The following is a 22,978-nucleotide window of genomic DNA, read 5'->3' on the forward strand; positions in this document are numbered from 1 at the left end:
ACGAACACGATCACTTGACGGCCCCGAAGGACAGGCCCTGGACCAGCTTGTTCTGGGCGATCCAGCCGGCGATGACGACCGGCAGCGCGGCCACGGTCGCCGCGGCGCACAGGCTGGCGAAGTAGAGGCCCTCGGAGGTGATGAACCCGACGAGGTACACGGGCACGGTCGCGGCCCGTGAGGCGGTGAGGTTCACCGCGAAGAAGAACTCGTTCCAGGCGAAGATCATGCAGATCAGCGCCGTGGCGGCCATGCCGGGCGAGATGATCGGCAGCACGACCTCGCGCAGCGAGCGCCACAGCGACGCGCCGTCCATGCTCGCGGCCTCCAGGAGCTCCTTGGGGACCTCCAGGAAGAACGACCGCATCATCCACACCGCGATCGGCAGGTTCATCGCCGTGTAGAGCACGACGAGCGTCCAGATGTTGTCCAGCGCGCCCAGGTAGTTCACGACGACGTAGATCGGCACGATCGCCGCGACGACCGGCAGCATCTTGGTCGAGATGAAGAAGAACAGCACGTCCTGGGTCTTCTTCACGGGCCGCAGCGACAGCGCGAACGCGGCCGGGGTGCCCAGCAGGAGCACCAGGACCGTCGAGGCGACCGTCGCGAACAGCGAGTTGAGCAGGTAGGGCCCGACGCCGCCGCCGAACACCTCGGCGAAGTTGTCGAAGGTGGGGGCGAAGAACACCGTCGGCGGGATCGTGACGGCCTGCGCCTCGGTCTTGAAGGCGGTCATCACCATCCACAGCACCGGGAAGAAGAACCCGAGCCCGACGATCCAGGCCAGGACGCCCAGCAGCGGACCGGCCCCGCGCGGGGCCTTCCGCGGCGTCGTCGCGGGGGTGGAGGTCCGTTCGGTGACTGCGGTCATCACGCCTCCTCGGCGGCGGAGAAGCTGCGGAAGATCAGGCGCAGCGCCAGGGTGGCCACGATGATCGTCGCCACCACGGTGACCACGCCCATCGCGGCGGACTCACCGATGTCGAAGCCCAGGAACGCCCGCTGGTAGATGTAGAACGGCAGGTTCGCCGACGCCGTACCCGGACCGCCCTGGGTCATCATGTAGATCGTGTCGAACGTGTTGACCAGGTAGATCGCGCCGAGCACGACACCCAGCTCGATGAACCGCTGCAGGTGCGGCAGCGTCACCTCGCGGAACACCGCGAACCCGGTCGCCCCGTCCATCCGGGCGGCCTCGAGGACCTCCTGCGGCTGCGAGCCGAGCCCGGCGAGGATCAGCAGCATCATGAACGGCGTCCACTGCCACACCAGCGCGATGATCACCGCGGCCCGCGGGAAGGTGGACACCCAGTCGGTCTGCCCGGCGCCGAACGGCGAGAGCAGGAAGTTCACCAGGCCGTAGGTGGGGTCGAACAGGACCGACTTCCACAGCAGGGCACCGGCGACCGGGGTGATCAGGAACGGCGTGATGATCAGCGTCCGGACGATGCCGCGGCCGAGGAACGCGCGGTTGAGCAGCAGCGCGATCAGCAGCCCGAGGACCATCGCGATGGCCACCGACCCCAGGGTCAGCAGGATCGAGTTCAGCGCGACCCCGCGGAACTGCGAATCGGTGAACACCGTCGCGTAGTTCTCCAGCCCGACGAAGCGCTGGCTGCCGGGGCGCACCAGGTTCCAGGACTGCAGCGAGTACCAGATCGTCACCAGGAACGGCAGCTGCGTGATGATGATCGTGAAGATCAGCGCGGGCAGCAGCGGGGCCCGGCGGATCCAGCCGTCGCGGCGCTGTGCTGCCGGCGAGGTCTGCCGTTCCGGTGCCGCCTGCGGTGGTGCCTCTGTGGTCGTCACCGGTCGCCCCCGCTCTGCTGGTAGGACTCGCCGACGGTCTCGGCGTAGCTCTGGGCCTCGTCGAGGGCCTCGTCGGCGGTCTGCTGTCCGGCGATCGCCGCCGAGATCTGCTGGCTGACCCGGGTCCCCAGGTCCTGGAACTCGGGGATCCCGACGAACTGCAGCCCGGTGTACGGGACGGGGTCGCGGGTCGGCCGGTCCTGGTCGGCGGCGTTGATCGCGGCAATGGTCTGCGGCGCGTAGGCCTTCGACGCCGCGACGTACTCGGGGATCCGGTAGGTCGACTGGCGGGCGCCGGGCGGGACGGAGGCCCAGCCGAGGTCCTCGCCGACCATCTCCTGGTACGGCTTGGACGTCATCCAGGACAGGAACTTCCAGGTCGCGTCGACCTGCTCCGGGCCCTTCTCCGCGGTGGTGCGGGGGATGGCCAGCGCCCACGAGTACAGCCAGCCCGAGGACAGGCCGTCGACGCCGGTCGGCGCCGGCGCATAGCCGACCTTCCCGGCGACGTTGGACTGGGCCGGGTCCTCCAGCAGGCCCGCGGCGACGGTGGCGTCGAACCACATCGCGGTGTTGCCCTGGCTGAACTGGTTGCCGCACTCGGAGAACCCGGAGCCCGCCGCACCGGCCTGGCCGTCGCGACGGAGGAGATCGACGTAGAAGTTGACCGCCTTGCGCACCTCGGGCGAGGTCAGCTGCGCGTTCCAGTCCTGGTCGAACCAGCGACCACCGTAGGAGTTGATCATCGCGTCGACCGGGGCCATGACCTCGCCCCAGCCGGGCTTGCCGCGCAGGCAGATGCCGCCGCGGCCCTGCTGGCGGTCGGTGAGGCGGTCGGCGAACTGCGCCACCTGGTCCCAGGTCGGCTTCGCGGGCATGGTCAGCCCGGCCTGGGCGAAGAGGTCCTTGCGGTACATCAGGAACGCGGACTCGCCGTAGAACGGCACCGAGTACATGTGCCCGTCCGGGCCGGACAGGGCGCCGCGGATGGTCGGGATGAAGTCGTCGCGGTCGTAGCCGGGGGTGGCGTCCATCAGCGGGTCGAGGTCGACCAGCCAGCCGTTGCGGGCCCACTGGGGGGTCTCGTAGTTCGAGATCATCACGGCGTCGAACTCGTCGCCGCCGGTGGCGACCGACGCGGTGATCTTCGCGCGGGCCTCGTTCTCCGACAGGCTGACGAAGCGCACGGTGATGCCGGGGTTCTCGGCCTCGAACCGCGGGCTGAGCTCGATCGCGTCCTCCATCTGGGGGTTCGACACGATCGCGATCGTCACGATCCGCGTACCTTCGGGCAGGCCGAACGTGCCGGCACCGGCGCAGCCGGTGAGGGCGAGGCCGATGACCGCCAGTAGCGCGGTGAGAACGGCGGGACGCGACCTGGTTCTCGGGCGCACGGGCACTCTCCTCGTCGAGGGCTCCGACGGGTGTTCAACGGTGTGATCCGGGACACGTCCGTCCGGTATGACCGGTGCACGGTAAGTGCGGAGCAACCGCTTGCGCAACCGGTTGCCTGTAGCCTGTCGCCAACCCGTGACCCGCGTCGGAGGTGTGTGATCGCGACCATGGCCGAGGTCGCCCGGCTCGCCGGGGTGTCCACCGCGACCGTGTCCCACGTCCTCAACGGCACCCGGCCGGTCCGGGAGGCCACCCGTGAGCAGGTGCTCGCCGCGATGGCGCAGGTGCAGTACACGCCCAACGCCGCGGCCCGCTCGCTCGCCACCTCCCGCACCCGCACGCTCGGGCTCGCCCTGTCGGCGATCTCCAACCCGTACCTGGGCGAGCTGCTGCACGCGGTCGAGGACGAGTCCGCCGCGGCCGGGCACACCCTGCTGCTCGCCGACCCGCACGACGACCCGGGCTACGAGGCGACGGCCGTCACGCAGCTCCGCAGCCGCGTCGACGGCGTGCTGTTCGCCCCCTCGGGCGACTCCACCGCGACCCTGGAGGCGCTCGCCGCGCAGGGCGTGCCGACGGTGCTGGTCGACCGGATGCTCGACGGCGTCCTGGACGAGGTCGGCTCGGAGAACGTGGAGCCCGTCGCAGGGCTGGTGACCCACCTCGCCGAGGCGGGGCACGGCCGGATCGGCTTCGTGATGGGTCTCCCCGGGCTGTCGACGACCGTCGAGCGGCTGGAGGGCTACCGGCTCGGGATGCGCCGGGCCGGTCTCCCGCCAGGGCCGGTGGTGGAGGGGCGCTCGGACAGCGAGCCCGCCCGTGCCGTCGTGCGCGAGCTGCTGGCCTCGCCCGACCGGCCCGCCGCGCTGGTCACGGGCAACAACGCGATGACCATCGGCGCCGTCCAGGCCGCCCACGACCTGGGGCTCACCATCCCCGGGGACCTGGCGCTGGCCGCCTTCGACGACTTCCCGTGGGCGGACGCGTTCAGCCCGCGCCTCACCGTCGTCGCGCAGCCGTTCGCCGACATCGGGCGCGAGGCGGTCCGGCTGCTGCTGCGCCGCATGGCCGAACCCGACGCCGAGCGGCGTTCGCTGCGGCTGCCGACGACCTTCGTGCACCGGGAGTCCTGCGGCTGCCGGCCGTGATCGCCGATCACCCGTGGCCGGCGAGGACCTCCGCGAGGTCGAAGGTCACCGGGCGCTCCAGCTGCTCGTAGGTGCACGAGGCGGGGTCGCGGTCCGGGCGCCACCGCACGAACTGGGTGGTGTGGCGGAACCGCTGGCCCTCCATGTAGTCGTAGCGGACCTCGACCACCCGCTCCGGCCGCAGCGGGACGAAGGACAGGTCCTTGCCGGCGTTCCACCGGCTCGTCTCGGACTTGCGCGGGGTGCGCTCGCCCTCCAGCTGCTTCGCCCAGGCCCACGGGTGGTCGTCGAAGTCGGTGACCAGCGGCTGCAGCTCGGACATGAGCTCGCGTCGGCGCGCCATCGGGAACGCCCCGACGACGCCGACCGACACCAGCACGCCGCGGGCGTCGTGCAGGCCCAGCAGCAGTGACCCGACGGCGTCCGGCCCGGACTTGTGCACCCGGTACCCGGCGACGACGCAGTCCGCGGTCCGCTCGTGCTTGATCTTGGTCATGACGCGCTTGTCGGGCTGGTAGGTCCCGGCCGGGTCCTTGGCGATGAGGCCGTCGAGCCCGGCGCCCTCGAACTTCTCGAACCAGCGGCGTGCGGTCCCGGTGTCGTCGGTGATCGGGGTGAGGTGCACCGGCGGGGCGACGCCGGCGAACGCCTCCTCCAGCAGCGCGCGGCGCTCGGCGAACGGGCGTGCGGTGAGGTCGTCGTCGCCGAGGGCCAGCAGGTCGAAGGCGACGAACGACGCCGGCGTCTCCGTCGAGAGCAGCGTCACCCGGCTGACGGCGGGGTGGATCCGCTGCTGGAGCGCCTCGAAGTCCAGCGCGTTCCCCGAGGCGACGACGATCTCCCCGTCGACGACCGCGCGCGGCGGGAAGTGCTCCCGCACCGCCTCGACGACCTCGGGGAAGTAGCGGGTCATCGGCCGCTCGTTGCGGGAGCCGATCTCGACCTCGTCGCCGTCGCGGAAGACGATCGAGCGGAAGCCGTCCCACTTGGGTTCGTAGAGCCTGCCGTCGGGGATGGACGGGGCGGGCTTGGCCAGCATCGGCTTCACCGGGGGCATCACGGGCAGGTCCACGGCGGGGAGTCTCCTCTCGGGGCGCGGGCGCGGCATCCCGGCTCGCCCGTCCGTGGACAGACCGTTCGCGCGCCCGGAATCCATCGGTCCCGGGCGGCGGGCCCCGGTGCGGTCGTGGTCGGATGACCCTCGTGCCCCGCTTGCCCGACCGCGACGCCCTCGACCGCGCCCGGGACTCCACGATCGACGACGTCCTGCCCGGCCCGGACGACCCGCCGCTGCGGGTGTTGTTCTGCGGCATCAACCCGGGCCTGGTGTCGGCGGCGACCGGGCACCACTTCGCCCGCCCCGGCAACCGCTTCTGGCCGGTCCTGCACTCCTCCGGGTTCACCCCGCGGCTGCTGGCACCCGCGGAGCAGGGCGAGCTCGCGGGGCTCGGTCTCGGCATCACGAACATGGCGCCCCGGGCCACCGCCCGCGCCGACGAGCTGACCGACGACGAGCTCGTCGCCGGTGGGGAACGGCTGCGGGCGCTGGTCGCGGTGCGGGAGCCGGCGTGGCTGGCCGTCGTCGGGATCGGGGCCTACCGGACCGCGTTCGGTCGACGCGGCGCGGTGGTGGGGGAGCAGGCGGAGCGGCTGGGTGCGACCGGGATCTGGGTGCTGCCGAACCCCTCGGGGCTCAACGCGCACTGGTCGCGCGCGGCGATGGTCGCCGAGTTCGCGAGGCTGCGCGCCCGCGCCCAGGAGCCCGGGCCGGGCCAGGTGTCCTGCTAGGACTCCGGGGTCGTCGCGCGCAGGAACAGCCCGAGCGCGAGCCTGACGACGAGGAAGACCGGCAGCCACCACCACGTGCCCGACAGCACCCACACGGCGGACCCGACGGCGAGGCCGCCGCCGATCCCGTACCCGAGCCGGGTCAGCCTGTCCTTGCGGGGCCCGTCGTCCATGGGCGCCGAGCCTAGCGGGAGCCCGCGTCGAGATCGGGCAGATCGGGTGTCGCGGCGCCGTCGCGCTCGTCCCGGGCGGCCCACTCCAGCAGCGGCTCGATGCCGAACACGGCCTCGTCGATGCCGGCGTGCAGGTCGCCCAGCTCGGCGTAGCGCGCCGGGACGGTGGCGATCGTGAAGTCCCGGGGCTCGCAGTCGTCGATCTCGTCCCAGGTCACCGGGGTCGACACCCGCGCGTCGGGGGTGCCGCGCACGGAGTAGGCGCAGGCGATGGTGTGGTCGCGGGCGTTCTGGTTGTAGTCGACGAACACCGTCGACGGGTCGCGGTCCTTGCGCCACCACGACAGGTCGACGCGGTCGCAGCGACGCTCCACCTCGCGGGCGAAGGCGTGCGCGGCGCGGCGGACGTCGGCGAACCCGTGGTCGGGCGGGATGCGCACGTAGACGTGCAGCCCGGAGCCGCCGGAGGTCTTCGGGAAGCCGGTCGCGCCCAGTTCGTCGAGGACCTCGCGGACGACGCCGGCGACGCGGCGGACGTCGGCCCAGGACGCCTGCGGCATCGGGTCCAGGTCGATGCGCCACTCGTCGGGGGACTCGACGTCGGCGGCGCGGGAGTTCCAGGGGTGGAACTCGACGGTGGACATCTGCACCGCCCAGACGACGTCGGCCGGGTGGGTCACGCACAGCTCGTCGGCGGTGCGGTTGTACCGCGGGAAGGTCACGCGGACGGTGCGGACCCAGTCGGGGGCGCCGCGCGGCAGCCGCTTCTGGTGCACCTTCTCCCCGGTGACACCGGTGGGGAAGCGGTGCAGCATGCACGGCCGGTCGCGCAGCGCGCGGACCACGCCGTCGCCGACGGCCGTGTAGTACGCGGCCAGGTCCCGCTTGGTCTCGCCCCGCTCCGGGAAGTAGACGCGGTCGGGGCTGGACAGCCGCACGACCCGGCCGCCGATCGTCAGCTCGACCGGCTCACCCGCGTCGCGCGCCATCCGGCGTCGGCCCGATGCCGCGCCTCAGAGACGACGGCGGCGCTGGTGGAGCGGGTACGCGATCGCGCCGATGAAGCAGACGACGGCGGGCACCGCGGAGAACAGGAACTCGGTCCAGCTCACCGGGTGGCCGATCGTGAACAGCAGCAGCACGACGCCGACCACGGCGGCCGCGATCGGCACGCCCCGGTGGAAGTTCTGGTGCCAGCCCCAGTCGACCGAGGGCTCGTCCGCCGGGTCGATCCCGGACGCGACGGCGATCTCGCGGGTCTTGCTCGTCGTTGCGCTGTGCGCGACTGCCTTGCTGGCCACCGTGTGTCCTCCTGGTCCGGCTCCGTGCGGGGTCATCGTCGCACAGCTCGCGGGGCGAGGATGATGTGCCGTGATGAAGTCACTCGTCGTGTTGGGCAGCACCGGGTCGATCGGTACCCAGGCCCTGGACGTGATCACCCGCGCCGGCGGGTTCACGGTGTCCGGGCTGGCCGCGGGCGGATCGGACGTGGACCTGCTGGTGGCCCAGGTCCGTGCGCACCGCGTCGGGCGGGTCGCGGTCGCGTCCGCCGCGGCGGCGGTGCGGCTGCGGGCGGAACTGCCGGGCGTCGAGGTGCTCGACGGCCCGGACGCCGCGACCGAGCTGGTCACGGCGTGCCGCGCCGACATCGTCCTGAACGGCATCACCGGCTCCCGCGGCCTCGGCCCGACCCTGGCCGCGCTCGCCACCGGCGCCCGGCTCGCGCTGGCGAACAAGGAGTCGCTGGTCGCAGGCGGTCCGCTGGTGTCGGCGGCGGCCGCACCGGGGCAGATCGTGCCGGTCGACTCCGAGCACTCCGCGCTCGCGCAGTGCCTGCGCGGCGGACGGGAGTCCGAGGTCGACCGGCTCGTCCTCACCGCGTCGGGCGGCCCGTTCCGCGGTCGGACCCGCGCGGAGCTGGCGGGCGTCACGGTCGAGCAGGCCCTGAAGCATCCGACCTGGGACATGGGCCCGGTCATCACGATCAACTCGGCGACGCTGGTGAACAAGGGTCTCGAGGTGATCGAGGCGCACCTGCTGTTCGGGGTGCCCTACGACCGCATCGACGTCACCGTGCACCCGCAGTCGATCGTGCACTCGATGGTCACCTTCACCGACGGCTCGACGATCGCGCAGGCGTCGCCGCCGGACATGCGGCTTCCGATCGCGCTGGCGCTGGGCTGGCCGGAGCGCATCGCGGGCGCCTCGGCGCCGTGCCGCTGGGACACCGCGCAGAGCTGGACCTTCGAGCCCCTCGACGACGACGCGTTCCCCGGGGTGCGCCTCGCCCGCGCCGCCGGGACCGCGGGCGGCTGCCTGCCCGCGGTGCTCAACGCCGCCAACGAGGAGCTCGTCGAGGCGTTCGTCGCCGGGACGATCGGCTACACCGGGATCACCGACCTGCTCGGCGAGGTGCTGGAGGCGGCCGACGCCTGGACGGGTGACCCGGCTACCGTGGACGACGTGCTGGCTGCCGAGACCTGGGCCCGGGCCCACGCGCGCGAGAAGGCCCACGAGCGGGAGAAGACGCGGTCGTGACCATCGTGTGGACGGTCGTCGGGATCGCGATCTTCTTCTTCGGGCTACTGCTGTCGATCGCCTGGCACGAGCTCGGGCATTTCGCAACGGCCCGCTGGTTCGGGATCAAGGTCCCGGAGTTCATGGTCGGGTTCGGCCGCACCGTCTGGTCGGTGCGCCGCGGCGAGACCGAGTACGGCATCAAGGCCATCCCGCTGGGCGGCTACGTGCGCATGATCGGGATGCTGCCGCCGGCCAAGGGCGGGACGCTGGGCCGCAGCCGTCGCACCGGCCCGTTCCAGGGGCTGATGGACGACGCCAGGGCGCAGTCGCAGATGGACGTGCTGCCGCAGGACGCGGACCGGCAGTTCTGGACCCGGTCGCCGTGGAAGCGGATCATCGTCATGTTCGCCGGGCCGTTCATGAACCTGATCCTGGCGGTGGTGCTGTTCTCGCTGGTCCTGATGGGGATCGGCGTGCCTGCGGCCACCACCCAGATCGAGTCGCTCGAGAAGTGCGTGCTCCCGGCCGTCGCGGTCCAGAACGGCGTCCCGAAGGAGTGCCCGGCCGGAGCGCCGCTCGCGCCGGCGCTCGCGGCCGGGGTCCAGCCCGACGACCGCATCCTGTCCGTCCGCGGACAGGAGTTCGGCCCGGACGACGGGACCGCCCTGCAGGACGCGATCCGCGCGTCGTCGGGACCCACGCAGATCGTCGTCGAGCGGGCAGGCCGGCAGATCCCGCTGACCGTCGACGTCATCCCGAACGTCCTCCCGGCCCGGGACTCGGCCGACCCGTACGCCACGGTGACGGCGGGCTATCTCGGTGTCGCCCTCGACACGAAGTACATGCAGCTCGGCCCGGGCGACGTGGCCGCGCAGATCGGCAACGGCGTCGTCCGCACGGCGGAGGCGATCACCCAGATCCCCGCCCGCATCCCGGCGCTGTTCGGGGCCGCGTTCCTCGGCGAGGAGCGGAGCCAGGACAGTCCGATGGGTGTCGTCGGCGTCTCGCGGATCGGCGGTGAGATCCTCGCCCAGCAGGACGTCCCGTGGCAGGCCGACGTCAGCCGGTTCCTGATGATGCTCGCCGCGGTGAACCTGTCGCTGTTCCTGCTGAACCTGCTCCCCGTCCCGCCGCTGGACGGCGGCCAGATCGTCCCGGCGATCTGGGAGTCGATCAAGCGGAACACCGCGAAGCTGCTCGGACGCCCCGACCCCGGGCCGGTCGACGCGGCGAAGCTGCTCCCGGTCGCCTACGTGTTCGTGATCGTCTTCCTGGGGTTCTCGGTCATGGTCGCGATCGCCGACATCGTCAACCCGGTGCGGCTGTTCGGGTGAGCGCAGCACCCGAGGGCGCCCGCCCGCTGGCGGTCTTCGACATCGACGGCGTCCTCGCCGACGTCTCGCACCGGCTGCACTATCTCGACGTGCACCGGTGGGAGACGTTCTTCGCCGCCGCGCACGCCGACCCGCTGCTCGACGAGGGCGCCGAGCGGCTGCGCGCGGCCCAGGCCGAGTACGACGTCGTCTACCTGACCGGCCGCCCCGAGCGGAACCGCAGGTTGACCGAGACCTGGCTGGAGCGCGTCGGCCTGCCGACCGGGCCGCTGTTCATGCGCCCCGACGACGACCACCGCCCCGCCCGCTACGTCAAGCGCGAGGTCCTGCGGCTGCTCGCCCGCGAGCGGGAGATCGCGATGATCCTCGACGACGACCCCGCCGTCGTCCGGATGCTGGCCGACGACGGCTGGCCGGTCGAGCTGGCGACCTGGCTGCCGCACAGCTCGACGCTGCAGGATGCGCAGGAGAAGCACGGCCGCACGTGAGTGCCCCTCCTCACCGGGTACGGCGGACCGTGCCACACGGTGGGATAGTGGAGGTCGTGAGCGTCTCCCTGGGTATGCCGTCCGCGCCCGCGCCGACCCTGGCCCCGCGCCGGAGGACCCGGCAGCTCCAGGTCGGCCCGGTCGGTGTCGGATCCGACCACCCGATCTCCGTCCAGTCCATGACGACCACCCTGACCTCCGACGTCAACGCGACCCTCCAGCAGATCGCCGAGCTGACCGCGGCCGGCTGCGACATCGTGCGCGTCGCCTGCCCGTCGGCCGACGACGCGGAGGCCCTGCCCGCGATCGCGCAGAAGTCGCAGATCCCGGTGATCGCCGACATCCACTTCCAGCCCAAGTACGTGTTCGCCGCGATCGAGGCCGGCTGCGCCGCGGTGCGGGTGAACCCGGGCAACATCCGCAAGTTCGACGACCAGGTCAAGGAGATCGCCCACGCCGCGAAGGACCACGGCACGCCGATCCGGATCGGGGTCAACGCGGGCTCGCTCGACAAGCGACTGCTGGAGAAGTACGGCAAGGCGACGCCCGAGGCGCTCGCCGAGTCGGCCTTGTGGGAGGCGGGCCTGTTCGCCGAGCACGACTTCCACGACATCAAGATCTCGGTCAAGCACAACGACCCGGTCGTGATGGTGCGGGCCTACGAGCTGCTCGCCGAGCAGTGCGACTACCCGCTGCACCTGGGCGTCACCGAGGCCGGGCCCGCGTTCCAGGGCACGATCAAGTCGGCCGTCGCGTTCGGGGCGCTGCTGCGCCAGGGCATCGGCGACACCATCCGGGTGTCGCTGTCCGCGCCGCCGGTCGAGGAGATCAAGGTCGGCCAGCAGATCCTGGAGTCGCTGAACCTGCGCCCGCGCAAGCTGGAGATCGTGTCCTGCCCGTCCTGCGGGCGGGCCCAGGTCGACGTCTACACCCTCGCCGACGAGGTCACCGCCGGACTGACCGGCATGGAGGTCCCGCTGCGCGTGGCCGTCATGGGCTGCGTCGTCAACGGCCCGGGTGAGGCCCGCGAGGCCGACCTCGGCGTCGCCTCCGGCAACGGCAAGGGGCAGATCTTCGTCAAGGGCGAGGTCATCAAGACCGTCCCCGAGCACAAGATCGTGGAGACGCTGATCGAGGAGGCCATGCGGCTCGCCGAGGAGATGGGCGAGAGCGCGGAGGGCGTGACGGGTGAACCCCAGGTGACCGTCGGCTGAGCGAGTACCGGTACCGGACGGGCCTCGACGTGGCATCATGAACCCGTGCTGAGGGTGGCCGGGGCACGGCTTCTCGACGATCGTCACCGCTCCGGGGTGCACGACGTGCTCGACGCCGACCCCGTCGCCGCGTGCATGGTCGCCTCCCGCATCGAGGCGGTCGGCCTCGACCCGTGGCGGCTGGGCGGTGAGCTGTGGTCCCACGGGGCCCCGGCGGACGGTCTGTGCTTCTCCGGGGCGAACCTGGTGCCGCTGCGCGGTGACCGGGCGGCGCTGCGTGCCTTCGCCGACCGCGCGCGCCGGGCCGGGCGGCTGTGCTCGTCGCTGGTGGGGCGGGCCGAGCTCGTCCTGCCGCTGTGGGAGGAGCTCGCACCGGGCTGGGGCCCGGCCCGCGAGATCCGGCCCGACCAGCCCCTGATGACCCTCGAACGGCCGCCGATGGTCGCGCCCGACAGCCGGGTGCGTCCGGTCCGCATCTCCGAGCTGGACCGGTACCTGCCGGCCGCCATCGCGATGTTCACCGAGGAGGTCGGCGTCGACCCCCGCGAGGGCGACGGCGGGGCGGGCTACCGGGCCCGGGTCGCCGAGCTGATCACCTCCGGGCGGGCGTTCGCCCGGTTCCACGACGGCGAGGTCGTGTTCAAGGCCGAGATCGGTGCCCTGTCGCGGACCGTCGGCCAGATCCAGGGGGTCTGGGTGAACCCGGCCTGGCGGGGGCACGGGCTCGGTACGGCCGGGACGTCGGCGGTCGCGGTCGCGCTCGCCGGAATGGGCCGGCGCGCCAGCCTGTACGTCAACGCCTTCAACGCCCCGGCCAGGGCCGCGTACCAGCGGGTCGGGTTCGTGCAGGTCGCGCGGTTCGCGACCGTCCTGTTCTAGACCCGGTCGGGTACCCCGACTTGACCGTGCCGTAGCGGCACGGTGTCGACTCGGTGCCTGCCGCGGGCATCCGCCCCGGCGCCACCGCACCGGGGAGGCCCCGTCGTGTCCCGTTCCCGCTCCGCAGCACCCGTCACGGCGGGGAGCCCGTCGCGTCCCGGGTGGGGGGAGATCGTCGTCGGGCTGGTCGTGCTGGCCGCGGTGGCCTACGGAGGTGGGCCGCTGGTGCTGCGGACCCTCGACCTGGGGCCGCTCGCGGGAGGCCTGTTCCTCGCGGCCCTGTCGGGGATCGCGGGCATCGCCGGTTTCGCCGCGGCCGTCGCCGTCCGGCGTCGCCCGCTGCCCGAGTTCGGCGTGCGGGCGACGACCGTGCGCTGGCTGGTGATCGGCGCGGCCGGGGCGATCCTGGCGTTCGTCGTCAGCAGGCTGCTGGCGATCGGAATGGTCCTGGTCGGGATCGAGCCGGAGAACATCCAGGGCGCCTACGCCGACGCGGGCACTGGCGGGGCGTGGTCGGTGGCGTTGTCGCTGCTGTTCCTCGCGGTGCTGACCCCGCTGGGGGAGGAACTGCTGTTCCGCGGGGTGGTCACCTCGGGGCTGCTGCGCTACGGGGCGGTCGTCGGTGTGGTGGGCAGCGCCCTGGTGTTCGCGCTGGCGCACGGGCTGAACGCGGTGTTCGTGACCGCGCTCGTCGTCGGTCTGGTCGCGGGGGAGCTGCGGCGGCGCAGCGGCTCGGTGTGGCCCGGGGTGGTCACGCACGTGGTGCACAACGCGATCGCCCAGGTCGTTGCGTTGGCGTTCGCCGGGGTGCTGTGAACGACGGATCCGTACCAGGCCCCTGACGGCGCCGATGCGTGCACGACGAGGACATCTCTCTCCGGGAGCTGGGCTCCCACCGGGTGGGGTGCTCGCCGAGCTCGCCTTCTGCGAACGGGCCGGCGCCCGGACACCCGGGCCTCACACCGGGGGCGGCATACTCGGTGATCGTGATCGCCACCCTGCGGAAGCGCCCCCTGGTCCTGGCCGCCGCGATCGTCGTGCTCGTCGCGGTGGGTGTCGTGGTGGCGCTGCTGCGCCCCTGGGGTGGCGCCGGGACGACCGCCGAGCGGTACGTGACCGCGTGGGCCGCCGGTGACGCGCCGGGTGCCGCCGTCTACACCACGGACGCGGAGACGGCGGGCGCCTACCTGCAGAAGGCCCGCGACGACCTCGCGCCGACCGGAATGACCGCGCGGATCACCGGCACCCGCACCGATGGCGACCGCGCCACGTCGACCGTTGAGGTCGCCTGGGACCTGGGGCAGGGCCGGGCCTGGAACTACACGCTCGACCTGCCGCTCGTCGCCGCCGACGACACCCCGGGCAACGACACCGGATGGGCGGTCGACTGGTCGCCCGCCGCGTTCGCGCCGGGGCTCACCGACGGCCAGCGGCCGGTGACCCGCACCGTCACCGCGGCGCCGGCGCCCGTGCTCGACGCCGGTGGGGCCACCCTGCTCGCACCCACCCCGGTCGTCACCGTCACCCTGGACAAAGCGCAGGTCGAGCAGGCCGCGAGCGGTCTCGGCTCCGCGCTGGGGTCGATCGACCCCGCCATCACCGCGTCGAGTATCAGGGCGGGCGCGAACGCCGTGCCGGACGGGCAGGCCTACACCGTCGTCGTGCTGCGGGAGCCCGACTACCAGCGGGTCCGGGACCGCATCTACGACCTGCCCGGCGTCCGGTTCGTGTCCTCGACCCGGCTGCTGCCGCCCGACCAGGGCTTCGCGGGCCAGCTGATGCAGGGCGCCCGCGCGGACATCGAGAAGGCCGCGGGCGGCACCCCCGGCTGGTCGGTCGACGTCGTCGGCCCGCGCGGCGAGACCGTCCGCTCGGTCGCCGGGCAGCCGGCCGGGCCCGGGAGGCCGGTCACCCTGGAGCTGGACCGCACCGTGCAGAACGCGGCGCAGGACGCCGTCGACGCCGACTCCCGGCAGGCGATGATCGTCGCGATCCGGCCGTCCACCGGGGCGGTGCTCGCCGTCGCGCAGAACGCCGCCGCCGACCGTGACGGCGCACTGGCCCTGACCGGCCGCTACCCGCCCGGCTCCACGTTCAAGATCGTCACCGCGTACGGGGCGATGCCCGCGGAGAACCTCACCCCGCAGTCCCCGGTCGAGTGCCCCGGCACCACCGTGATCGACGGGCGCACCATCCCCAACGAGAACTCCTTCGTCCTCGGCACCGTGCCGCTGACCGAGGCGTTCGCCCAGTCCTGCAACACCACGTTCTCCCGGCTGGCGCTCGGGCTGCCCGCCGACGGGCTGCCGACCGCGGGGAAGGCGCTCGGCTTCGGCGCGGACTGGAAGATCCCCGGGATGACGACGATCACCGGCACCGTCTCGCCAGCCACCGACGACCTGCAGCGGGCCAGCGACGGCTTCGGCCAGGGCGACGTCCTCGCCTCCCCGTTCGGCATGGCGATGGTGTCGGCGACGGTCGCGCACGGTGCGCCCGTCACCCCGTCGCTGATCCGCGGCGCGACGACCGAGGCCGCCGTCGCGCCGGGCACCCCGGACCGCGCGGTGCTCGACCAGTTGCGGCCGATGATGCGCGCCGTCGTCACCTCCGGGACGGCGCGGGCCGCCGCCGGGCAGGGCGAGGTGTTCGGCAAGACCGGCACCGCCGAGTACGCGGGCCCCGACGGCAGCAACCGGTCGCACGGCTGGTTCACCGGCTACCGTGGTGACCTGGCCTTCGCCACCCTCATCGTCGACGGCGGGTCCTCGGGTCCCGCGGTGCAGATGACGGCGCGGTTCCTGTCGGGCGTCCCGCGCTGAGCGACCCGGGAGGGACCGGCCGGGCGGCGACGGGCCGGCACCGCGTGGGGCGTCCTACCCTGGTCGTCGTGCACCCCAGCCGGATCCCCGCCCTGGCGTTCGTGGCCGACCTCGTCGCCGTCGTGGTGTTCGCCGCCGTCGGGAGGATGAGCCACGCCGAGGCCGACAGCGTGCTCGGCCTGCTCGGCACCGCGCTGCCGTTCGCGCTGGGTGCCGCGGCGGCCTGGGCGACGCCGTGGGTGCGGTCGGCGCCGGCGTCGCTGCGTGCCGGGGTGGTCGTGCTCGCCGGGGCCGTGGTCGTCGGACTCCTGCTCCGCCTGGGGTTCCTGGGGCGGCTCCCGCTGTCGTTCGCCGTCGTCGCGACGATCTCGCTCGCGGTGCTGCTGCTGGGCTGGCGGGGGATCTCCGCGGCCGTCGCGCGGCTGGGGGCCCCGCGCACCCCGACCCGCTGACCGAGCCGGACGTACGATGGGGTCATGTCGACCCGCACGCTGCTCGTCCCCGGTACACCGACCCCGAGTCGCGAGGTGCCGGCGCACATCCCGCGTCCGGAGTACGTCGGCAAGCCGGCCCCGGCGCGCAGCCGTCGCGGCGACGTCCAGACGCCCGAGACGATCGAGCTGATGCGGCACGCCGGGAAGATCGCGGCCCGGGCGCTGCAGCTCGCCGGCGAGACCGTCCGCCCGGGCATCACCACCGACGAGATCGACCGCGTGGTCCACGAGTTCCTCGTCGACCACGACGCGTACCCCTCGACGCTGGGCTACCGCGGCTTCCCCAAGTCCTGCTGCACCAGCCTCAACGAGGTCATCTGCCACGGCATCCCGGACACGACCGTGATCAACGACGGCGACGTGCTCAACGTCGACGTCACGGCGTTCGTCGGCGGGGTGCACGGCGACACCAACGCGACCTTCCTGGCCGGTGACGTGTCGGAGGAGGCACGGCTGCTCGTCGAGCGCACCCGCGAGGCCACGATGCGCGCCATCAAGGCCGTCCGTCCCGGGCGCGAGCTGAACGTCGTCGGCCGGGTCATCGAGTCCTACGCCAAGCGCTTCGGCTACGGCGTCGTCCGCGACTTCACCGGCCACGGCATCGCCCACGAGTTCCACTCCGGGCTGGTCGTGCTGCACTACGACCAGCCCGACGTGCACACCGTCCTCGAGCCCGGGATGACCTTCACCATCGAGCCGATGATCACCCTCGGCGGGATCGACTACGACACCTGGGACGACGACTGGACCGTCGTCACCAAGGACAAGTCGTGGGTCGCGCAGTTCGAGCACACCATCGTCGTGACCGACGACGGCGCGGAGATCCTGACCCTGCCCTGAGCCCGTCGCCCCGGCCTGCGCGGCCGGGGCACCCGGGTCAGGCCGCGGTGCGCCCGCGCAGCAGGGCCAGCGCCTCGTCGGCGTGCTTGTTCATGTCGGTCTCGGAGCCGATCTCGGCGAGGATCCGGCGGTCCGGCCCGATCACGAACGTCCTGCGGCGGGTGTGGAAGTTCCCCGGGAGCCAGGCCCGGTAGGCGCCGAAGGACTTCGCGACGGTGTGGTCGGCGTCGGACAGGAGCGGGAAGCCGAAGCCGTTCGCGGCCGCGAACATGTTCTGCTTGTCCGGCCGGTCCGAGGAGATCCCGACCGGCTGCGCGCCGACCTCGGCGAACTCGGCCGCGAGGTCGCGGAAGTGGCAGGCCTCGGCGGTGCAGCCACCGGTCATCGCGGCCGGGTAGAAGAACAGGACGACGGGCCCGGCGGCCAGCAGGTCGGAGAGCCTGCGCGGTGCGCCGGCCTCGTCGGGCAGCTCGAAGTCGGTGGCGGTGTCGCCGACGGCCATGGTGTCTCCTCGGGTCGGGGGTGCGGGGTGGGTCAGGAACGTGGGGGCAGCGGGAGGAACCCGCTGGTGCGGCGGACGTAGTCGGCGTAGCCGGGGCGCCGGCCGGCGATGTCGCGTTCCAGCAGCGCCGCGCCGGTGCCCTTCACCAGGTTCGCGGTGATCACGGCGACCCCGACCAGGCCGATCAGACCCGCCGGGTGGTGCAGCGCGAGGATGCCCAGACCCCACCGACGCAGGCGTCGCCGAAGTAGTTGGGGTGGCGGGTGTACCGCCACAGGCCGCGGTCCATCACCTCGCCGCGGTTCGCGGGATCGGCGGTGAACCGGGCCAGCTGGGCGTCGCCGACGGACTCGAAGGCGAACCCGACCGCCCAGACGAGCACACCGAGCACGGTGACGGCGACCAGCCATCCCGTCGCCGCGCTGCCGTACTGGGCGAGCTGCACGGGCAGCGACACGACCCACATCACCGCACCCTGGGTGAGGTAGACGCGACGGCCGATCGCACCGCGCTCGCGCAGCTCCACGTACCGCCGGTCCTCCGGCTTCCCGTGGTTGCGCCGCGCGATGTGCCGCGCCAGCCGCCCGCCCCACACCGCGACGAGCACGACGACCAGGGCGCGCCGCCAGCCGTCGCCGGTCGGGTCGAGGGCGGTCGCGGTCACCGCGGTGACCAGCGCGACCCACACGAACCCGAGGCCCCAGACGACGTCGACGCCGTCGTGTCTGCCGCGCCGTACCCCGATCGCGTAGGCGAGGGCCATGAGCACGGCCACGGCGACGGCGGTGACGCCGAGGTTGACGGCCCACGCGGCCCAGGGGAACGGGTTCACGCGATCATGCTGTCGCGGCCGGCGACGGCGCGCCCGCCGGGGCGTTCCCGACGGCCGGGTCGAGCCCCAGGATCCCGGTGCGGCTGCGCGGCAGACCGGAGGTGCCGTCGGCGCCGGGGCGCACGGTCAGGATCTGGTGCACACCCATCCGGTTCTCCTCGAACGCCAGCGCCGCGCCGGCCAGGTACAGCAGCCAGATCCGCCACTGCTCCGCACCGATCATCCGGACCGCGGTCTCGCGGTGGGCCTGCAGCGTCTCCAGCCACGGCCGGACCGTCCACACGTAGTGCTCGCGCAGCGAGTGCACGTCCACCACCTCGTGCCCGGCCTGCTCCAGGAACCCGAGGGTCTCCCCGAGCGGGCGCATGTACATGTCCGGCGCGACGTAGGCCTCCATGAACGCGCCGCCGCCGGGTGCGGTGTTCGCCCCGACCGAGCCGCGCGACATCTGCTGCAGCAGCAGGCGTCCGTGCGGTCGCAGCATGCGGTGCAGCTGCGCGGCGTAGACGCCGTAGTTCTCCTGGCCGACGTGCTCGCCCATCTCGATCGAGGCGACCGCGTCGAAGGGCTGGTCGGATATCTCGCGGTAGTCCTGCAGCCTGATCTCCACCCGCTCGGACAGCCCCGCCCGGCGGACGCGCTCGACGCCGTAGTCGCGCTGCTGCGCCGACAGCGTCACCCCGGTGGCGTGCACGCCGTAGTGCTCCGCGGCGTGCACGAGCAGCGACGCCCAGCCGCAGCCGACGTCGAGCAGCCGCATCCCCGGCGCCAGGCCGAGCTTGCGGCAGATCAGGTCCAGCTTGTCGCGCTGGGCGTCGACGAGGGTGTAGTCGGGCCCCTCGTCGCGGGTCCAGTAGCCGCACGAGTACGCCATCTGCGGGTCGAGCAGGAAGGCGTAGAACTCGTTCGACAGGTCGTAGTGGTGGCTGATCGCGTCGCGGTCGCGGCGGCGGCTGTGCCGCCGACCACCCAGACGGGCCTCCGACGACGGCGGCCGCGGCGGCGGGCCGACGGCGCCGAGCCGGGCCGCGGTGCCCAGCGCCCCCAGCTTCTGACGCAGGCCGAGCCGCACAGCACCGGTGCCCGGCCGGGCGAGCGCCCAGAACCGGGACAGCCCGTCGGCGATGTCGCCGTCGAAGGACAGGTCTCCGGAGACGAACGCCCTGGCCAGGCCGAGCTCGCCCGGCGCCCACAGCAGCCGGCGCAGGGCCCGGCGCCGGTGGACGATCACCGTCGGCGGGGTCGGGTCGTCGGGGGTGCCGGTCCGCCCGGCCTCGCTGCCGTCCCAGGCACGCAGCCGCACCGGGAGCGGGGCGCGCAGGACGTCCTCCAGGAGCGAGGCGAGGCGCTCCGCGGGGGTGGTGGTCATGGGGCCTCGATTCAGCTCGATTCAGAAGGACGGGCGGCGCTGCAGCGAGAACTGGAAGACGTCGAGGTAGCCGACGCGGAAGCCCGCCTCGCAGTAGCCGAGATAGAACTCCCACATCCGGCGGAACGTCTCGTCGAAGCCGAGCGCCTCGACCTCGTCCCACCGCTCGAGGAAGCGCGTGCGCCAGTGGCCCAGGGTGCGGGCGTAGTCGAAGCCGAGGCTGCGCCGCTCGGCGACGTGCAGGCCGCCGGTGTGGTCGGCGAGGTTCTGCTCGATCGCCTCGACTGACGGGATGATCCCGCCCGGGAAGACGTACTTGTGGATCCAGGTGTAGTCGTCGCGGGCGACCATCATCCGGTCGTGCGGCATGGTGATCGACTGCAGGCCGACCCGCCCGCCCGGCTTGAGCAGCCGGTCCAGCGCGGCGAAGTACGTCGGCCAGTACTCGACGCCGACGGCCTCGATCATCTCGACCGACACGACGGCGTCGTAGGAGCCCTGGGCCTCGCGGTAGTCGCGCAGCAGCACCTGCACCCGGTCGGCCACGCCCGCCTCGGCGAGCCGCGCCTCGGCGAGGGTCTTCTGCTCCTGCGAGATCGTCAGGGTGGTGACCCGGGCGCCGCGCTGCGCGGCCCGCGTCGCGAGCCCGCCCCAGCCCGTTCCGATCTCCAGCACGTGCATCCCGGCCTCGACGCCCGCCATGTCCAGGATGCCGTCGATCTTGCGTTCCTGGGCCAGGACGAGGTCGTCGGAGCCGTCGGCGAACCAGCCCGCGGAGTAGGACATGGTGTCGTCGAGGAACAGCGAGAACAGCTCGTTGGACAGGTCGTAGTGGCGGTGGATGTTCTCCCGCGACCCCTCCACCGAGTTGACCTCGGCGGTGGGCCGGCGGGCCTCGGCGAACCGGCGGCCCAGCCGCTGGAGCGCCGGCGGGATCAGCGTCGACAGCCGGGACGCGAACGGGGTCAGCAGACCGGGCAGGTCGGTGGTCGTCCAGTCGCCCACCATGTAGGACTCGCCGAACCCGATCTTCGAGTCGGCGCCGAGCCGGTGGAAGAACGCCGACGGCCGCTCGATCCGCATCACCGGCGAGTCCGGGCCGCCCGACCCGATGCGCTCCCCACCGGGGAACACCACCCGGACCGGCAGCGACCGGACGGCGTTGCGGAACAGCGACTCCGCGATCCTGGCCTTGACCGGGGCCACCGGCGGCGTCGCCAGCCCGGGCCACACTCCCTCGTTGGGGCGGGGGACGGCGTGGGTGCGGGGCCGGACGCCGCGCGCCCCGCCGGTCACCGGCACGGCGATCCCGTCGTGCTGCATCGTCATCGCGAGAGCCCTTCCTGAGGCAGATCCTGTACGGGGTGTTCGTCGGGCAGGCCCGCGCGGTTCTGTGGTGGACGGGCCGGTTTCGGCACGACCGGGAGCCGGGTCCACAGCGCGATGCCGTGCCGCCGGATCAGCGCCGCGGTCCGCTGGGTGACCAGCGGGCGCCGCAGCACCGTGCGCGCCACCTGCCGGGTGGTCGCGGGCCGGCGGGTCCCGGCCAGGGTGGCGACGAACGCGGGCGCGCCGTCCTGGTGCAGCGTGATCGCGATGCCTAGCCGGTCGCCGGGTTCGGGCAGGCGCATCGCGTAGTGGCCGTCGACGGTGAGGAACGGCGAGACGTAGAACTCCTTGTCCACGCTCGCCCGCCCCGACGGGTCGGGGTGCAGCAGGTAGCAGTGCCGTTCGCCGTAGGTGTTGTGCACCTCCGCGATCACGCAGGCGAGCGTGCCGTCGGCGCGGTGGCACCAGAACACCGAGATCGGGTTGAACACGTAGCCGAGCACCCGGGCGTGGGCGAGCATCAGGACCCGGCCCCCGGCCAGGTCGATGCCGTGCGCGGCCAGGTAGGTGTCGACGTTCTCCCGGATCCCGCGCCCGGGGTCGCCGAGGTGGTCGCGGGACTCGAAGCGGGCGAACGGGCGGAGCCAGAACGGCAGCCGCGGCAGCGCGTCGAGGTCGACGAGCCAGTAGTAGATCGGGTGCGAGAACGACGACTCCAGGTCGCGCCGGCGGGCGTGCCGCACCTCGGCGTCGTACAGCGCCGGGGTGCTCACCAGCTCACCCCGAGCGCGCGGGCGGCGCGTACCCCCGAGGCGCAGCCGTCCTCGTGGAAGCCCCAGCCGTGGTAGGCGCCGGCGAAGGCGGTGACCGGGGTGTTCAGCTCCGGCAGGCGGCGCTGCGCGGCCACCGAGTCCGGCGTGTACACGGGGTGCTCGTAGGTCATCCGTGCGACGACGGCGTCCGGCGCGATCCGCCCGGTGCCGTTCAGCGTGACCACCCAGTCGTCGGGGTCGGTGAGGCGCATCAGCCGGTTCATGTCGTAGCTGACCAGCACCGGAGCCTGGGCGGAGTCGGCGCAGGCGGGCTTGAGGTAGTTCCACGACGCCCGGGCGCCGCCGCGGCGCGGCAGCAGCGAGGTGTCGTGGTGCAGCCAGGTCTCGTTGCGGGAGTAGGTGAACGCCCCCAGCACGGCCCGCTCGTCGGCGGTGGCGTCGTCGCCCAGGACCGCCAGCGCCTGGTCGGGGTGGGTGGCGAGCACGACGTGGTCGAACGCGGCGACGGCGTCGGAGTCGTCGCGGACCTCGACGCCCGCGGACGAGCGCAGGACCGAGCGGACCGGTGTGGCGGTGCGCACGGCCGGGAGCTGCTTGACGACGCGCTCGACGTAGGAGCGGGACCCGCCGGTGACCGTCCGCCACTGCGGCGAGCCGCCGATCCCGAGCATGCCGTGGTGGTCGAGGAAGGTGAACAGGTAGCGCGCCGGGTAGTCCAGCGACAGCGCCGCGCCCGCCGACCACACGCAGGACACCACCGGGATCATGAAGTGCTGGACGAAGTAGCGGGAGTAGCCACCGATCGCGAGGAACGCCCCGAGCGTCACGTCGCCGGCGGAGGACTCGGCCAGGACCCGGCGGGTGTGGCGGTGGAACCGCACGACCTCACCGAGCATCCGCAGGTAGGCCGGCCGGGCCAGGTTCGACGCCTGGGGGAACAGGCCACCCAGCTTGCGGGCACCGGCGTACTCCAGCCCGCAGCCGTCGCAGCGCACCGACATGGACATGTCGGAGTCCTGGGTGGCCACGCCCAGCTCGCCGAACAGCCGCAGCAGGTTCGGGTAGGTGCGGTCGTTGTGGACGATGAAACCCGAGTCCACGTGGGTCGTCCCCCCGTCCGACGACGCCAGCTCGTGGGTGTGGGCGTGCCCGCCGGGGCGGTCGTCGGCCTCGTACAGCGTCACGTCGTGGCTGCGGGACAGCAGGTGGGCGGCCGTCAGACCGGACACCCCGCTGCCCACCACGGCAACGGTCGGACGCGCCTGCACT

25 protein-coding genes are annotated in these 22,978 nt (G+C 72.9%); 11 read left to right on the plus strand and 14 right to left on the minus strand.

Annotation, left to right across the window (positions count from 1 at the left end; all coding sequences use genetic code 11):
• Positions 1-10: 10 nt before the first annotated feature.
• The 3 genes from KPL59_RS10365 to KPL59_RS10375 are packed head-to-tail and all read right to left on the minus strand — an operon-like array spanning position 11 to position 3,206.
• The gene (locus KPL59_RS10365) at positions 11-874 is read right to left on the minus strand and encodes a carbohydrate ABC transporter permease (RefSeq protein WP_226350841.1); all 864 of its coding nucleotides are present in this window, start codon (positions 872-874) and stop codon (positions 11-13) included.
• Complete coding sequence (locus tag KPL59_RS10370; RefSeq protein WP_020622040.1) at positions 874-1,812, minus strand: carbohydrate ABC transporter permease; 939 nt, start codon at positions 1,810-1,812, stop codon at positions 874-876. The genes KPL59_RS10365 and KPL59_RS10370 overlap by 1 nt, the downstream gene beginning before the upstream one ends.
• Complete coding sequence (locus KPL59_RS10375) at positions 1,809-3,206, minus strand: sugar ABC transporter substrate-binding protein (protein WP_226360683.1); 1,398 nt, start codon at positions 3,204-3,206, stop codon at positions 1,809-1,811. Before KPL59_RS10375 ends, KPL59_RS10370 begins: the two co-directional genes overlap by 4 nt.
• Before the next feature lie 156 nt (positions 3,207-3,362).
• On the opposite strand from KPL59_RS10375, the gene KPL59_RS10380 reads away from it, so the two are divergent.
• The gene (locus tag KPL59_RS10380) at positions 3,363-4,355 is read left to right on the plus strand and encodes a LacI family DNA-binding transcriptional regulator (protein ID WP_020622038.1); all 993 of its coding nucleotides are present in this window, start codon (positions 3,363-3,365) and stop codon (positions 4,353-4,355) included.
• A 7-nt stretch (positions 4,356-4,362) separates the two neighbouring features.
• On the opposite strand, the gene KPL59_RS10385 is transcribed toward KPL59_RS10380, so the two are convergent.
• Complete coding sequence (locus KPL59_RS10385) at positions 4,363-5,427, minus strand: ATP-dependent DNA ligase (protein ID WP_226360684.1); 1,065 nt, start codon at positions 5,425-5,427, stop codon at positions 4,363-4,365.
• A gap of 122 nt (positions 5,428-5,549) precedes the next feature.
• Between KPL59_RS10385 and mug the strand changes: the two genes are divergently transcribed.
• Positions 5,550-6,143 carry a G/U mismatch-specific DNA glycosylase gene (mug, locus tag KPL59_RS10390; RefSeq protein ID WP_226350844.1) on the plus strand — a complete coding sequence of 198 codons (594 nt, stop codon included), beginning with the start codon at positions 5,550-5,552 and terminating at the stop codon, positions 6,141-6,143.
• Here mug and KPL59_RS10395 read toward each other — a convergent pair.
• Genes KPL59_RS10395 through KPL59_RS10405 form a run of 3 tightly spaced genes read right to left on the minus strand, consistent with a single transcriptional unit; the run spans position 6,140 to position 7,617 of the window.
• Entirely contained in the window at positions 6,140-6,316 is a 177-nt protein-coding gene (locus KPL59_RS10395) for a TMEM199/VMA12 family vacuolar ATPase assembly factor (RefSeq protein WP_226360686.1), read from the minus strand. The genes mug and KPL59_RS10395 overlap by 4 nt on opposite strands.
• A gap of 11 nt (positions 6,317-6,327) precedes the next feature.
• On the minus strand, positions 6,328-7,305 hold the full coding sequence (gene ligD / locus KPL59_RS10400) for a non-homologous end-joining DNA ligase (protein WP_226360687.1): 978 nt from the start codon (positions 7,303-7,305) through the stop codon (positions 6,328-6,330).
• 24 nt (positions 7,306-7,329) lie between these two features.
• Positions 7,330-7,617 carry a DUF2631 domain-containing protein gene (locus KPL59_RS10405; protein ID WP_020622032.1) on the minus strand — a complete coding sequence of 96 codons (288 nt, stop codon included), beginning with the start codon at positions 7,615-7,617 and terminating at the stop codon, positions 7,330-7,332.
• Between the two features lie 73 nt (positions 7,618-7,690).
• Here KPL59_RS10405 and dxr point away from each other — a divergent pair, with 73 nt between their 5' ends.
• From dxr to map, 9 genes are all read left to right on the plus strand, one after another.
• The gene (gene dxr / locus KPL59_RS10410; RefSeq protein ID WP_226360688.1) at positions 7,691-8,854 is read left to right on the plus strand and encodes a 1-deoxy-D-xylulose-5-phosphate reductoisomerase; all 1,164 of its coding nucleotides are present in this window, start codon (positions 7,691-7,693) and stop codon (positions 8,852-8,854) included.
• The gene (locus tag KPL59_RS10415; RefSeq protein ID WP_226350846.1) at positions 8,851-10,170 is read left to right on the plus strand and encodes an RIP metalloprotease; all 1,320 of its coding nucleotides are present in this window, start codon (positions 8,851-8,853) and stop codon (positions 10,168-10,170) included. The genes dxr and KPL59_RS10415 overlap by 4 nt, the downstream gene beginning before the upstream one ends.
• Complete coding sequence (locus KPL59_RS10420; RefSeq protein WP_020622029.1) at positions 10,167-10,658, plus strand: nucleotidase; 492 nt, start codon at positions 10,167-10,169, stop codon at positions 10,656-10,658. Before KPL59_RS10415 ends, KPL59_RS10420 begins: the two co-directional genes overlap by 4 nt.
• A 56-nt stretch (positions 10,659-10,714) precedes the next feature.
• Positions 10,715-11,872: a flavodoxin-dependent (E)-4-hydroxy-3-methylbut-2-enyl-diphosphate synthase gene (gene ispG / locus KPL59_RS10425; RefSeq protein ID WP_043276332.1), complete on the plus strand. Its 1,158-nt coding sequence runs from the start codon at positions 10,715-10,717 to the stop codon at positions 11,870-11,872.
• 45 nt (positions 11,873-11,917) lie between these two features.
• Entirely contained in the window at positions 11,918-12,751 is an 834-nt protein-coding gene (locus tag KPL59_RS10430; RefSeq protein WP_043276319.1) for a GNAT family N-acetyltransferase, read from the plus strand.
• Positions 12,752-12,856: 105 nt separating this feature from the next.
• Positions 12,857-13,567, plus strand: coding sequence for a CPBP family intramembrane glutamic endopeptidase (locus tag KPL59_RS36835; protein ID WP_226360689.1), 711 nt, complete (start codon positions 12,857-12,859; stop codon positions 13,565-13,567).
• A 170-nt stretch (positions 13,568-13,737) separates the two neighbouring features.
• Positions 13,738-15,570 (plus strand): penicillin-binding transpeptidase domain-containing protein, encoded by a 1,833-nt coding sequence (locus tag KPL59_RS10440; RefSeq protein WP_226360690.1) that lies wholly within the window; start codon positions 13,738-13,740, stop codon positions 15,568-15,570.
• A gap of 68 nt (positions 15,571-15,638) precedes the next feature.
• Positions 15,639-16,022: a DUF3054 domain-containing protein gene (locus KPL59_RS10445; RefSeq protein WP_226360691.1), complete on the plus strand. Its 384-nt coding sequence runs from the start codon at positions 15,639-15,641 to the stop codon at positions 16,020-16,022.
• A 24-nt stretch (positions 16,023-16,046) separates the two neighbouring features.
• Positions 16,047-16,904, plus strand: a complete 858-nt coding sequence (map, locus tag KPL59_RS10450; protein WP_226360692.1) for a type I methionyl aminopeptidase — start codon at positions 16,047-16,049, stop codon at positions 16,902-16,904.
• A gap of 37 nt (positions 16,905-16,941) precedes the next feature.
• Here map and KPL59_RS10455 read toward each other — a convergent pair whose 3' ends face one another.
• Genes KPL59_RS10455 through KPL59_RS10480 form a run of 7 tightly spaced genes read right to left on the minus strand, consistent with a single transcriptional unit; the run spans position 16,942 to position 22,977 of the window.
• A complete protein-coding gene (locus KPL59_RS10455; protein WP_226360693.1) occupies positions 16,942-17,406 on the minus strand; it encodes a peroxiredoxin in 465 nt (154 codons plus the stop codon).
• A gap of 32 nt (positions 17,407-17,438) precedes the next feature.
• Complete coding sequence (locus KPL59_RS35595; protein ID WP_255676891.1) at positions 17,439-17,570, minus strand: hypothetical protein; 132 nt, start codon at positions 17,568-17,570, stop codon at positions 17,439-17,441.
• Positions 17,571-17,590: 20 nt separating this feature from the next.
• Positions 17,591-18,238, minus strand: a complete 648-nt coding sequence (locus tag KPL59_RS10460) for a DUF1295 domain-containing protein (protein WP_226360694.1) — start codon at positions 18,236-18,238, stop codon at positions 17,591-17,593.
• 4 nt (positions 18,239-18,242) lie between these two features.
• A complete protein-coding gene (locus KPL59_RS10465; protein WP_226360695.1) occupies positions 18,243-19,607 on the minus strand; it encodes a cyclopropane-fatty-acyl-phospholipid synthase family protein in 1,365 nt (454 codons plus the stop codon).
• Between the two features lie 21 nt (positions 19,608-19,628).
• The gene (locus KPL59_RS10470) at positions 19,629-20,936 is read right to left on the minus strand and encodes a cyclopropane-fatty-acyl-phospholipid synthase family protein (RefSeq protein WP_149663546.1); all 1,308 of its coding nucleotides are present in this window, start codon (positions 20,934-20,936) and stop codon (positions 19,629-19,631) included.
• Complete coding sequence (locus tag KPL59_RS10475) at positions 20,933-21,709, minus strand: DUF1365 domain-containing protein (RefSeq protein ID WP_075307569.1); 777 nt, start codon at positions 21,707-21,709, stop codon at positions 20,933-20,935. The genes KPL59_RS10470 and KPL59_RS10475 overlap by 4 nt, the downstream gene beginning before the upstream one ends.
• Positions 21,706-22,977 carry an FAD-dependent oxidoreductase gene (locus KPL59_RS10480; protein WP_226360731.1) on the minus strand — a complete coding sequence of 424 codons (1,272 nt, stop codon included), beginning with the start codon at positions 22,975-22,977 and terminating at the stop codon, positions 21,706-21,708. Before KPL59_RS10480 ends, KPL59_RS10475 begins: the two co-directional genes overlap by 4 nt.
• Position 22,978 lies beyond the last annotated feature (1 nt).

The organism is Pseudonocardia sp. ICBG1142, from assembly GCF_020496255.1.
In the GTDB taxonomy this organism is placed as follows: Bacteria; Actinomycetota; Actinomycetes; order Mycobacteriales; family Pseudonocardiaceae; genus Pseudonocardia.

Bases quoted from the DNA above. Each gene is read 5' to 3' on its own strand.
- mug (WP_226350844.1), top strand. From the start codon at position 5,550: ATGACCCTCGTGCCCCGCTTGCCCGACCGCGACGCCCTCGACCGCGCC.
- ligD (WP_226360687.1), bottom strand. From the start codon at position 7,305: ATGGCGCGCGACGCGGGTGAGCCGGTCGAGCTGACGATCGGCGGCCGG.
- KPL59_RS10365 (WP_226350841.1), bottom strand. From the start codon at position 874: ATGACCGCAGTCACCGAACGGACCTCCACCCCCGCGACGACGCCGCGG.
- KPL59_RS10465 (WP_226360695.1), bottom strand. From the start codon at position 19,607: ATGACCACCACCCCCGCGGAGCGCCTCGCCTCGCTCCTGGAGGACGTC.
- KPL59_RS10395 (WP_226360686.1), bottom strand. From the start codon at position 6,316: ATGGACGACGGGCCCCGCAAGGACAGGCTGACCCGGCTCGGGTACGGG.
- KPL59_RS10455 (WP_226360693.1), bottom strand. From the start codon at position 17,406: ATGGCCGTCGGCGACACCGCCACCGACTTCGAGCTGCCCGACGAGGCC.
- dxr (WP_226360688.1), top strand. From the start codon at position 7,691: ATGAAGTCACTCGTCGTGTTGGGCAGCACCGGGTCGATCGGTACCCAG.
- map (WP_226360692.1), top strand. From the start codon at position 16,047: ATGTCGACCCGCACGCTGCTCGTCCCCGGTACACCGACCCCGAGTCGC.
- KPL59_RS10470 (WP_149663546.1), bottom strand. From the start codon at position 20,936: ATGACGATGCAGCACGACGGGATCGCCGTGCCGGTGACCGGCGGGGCG.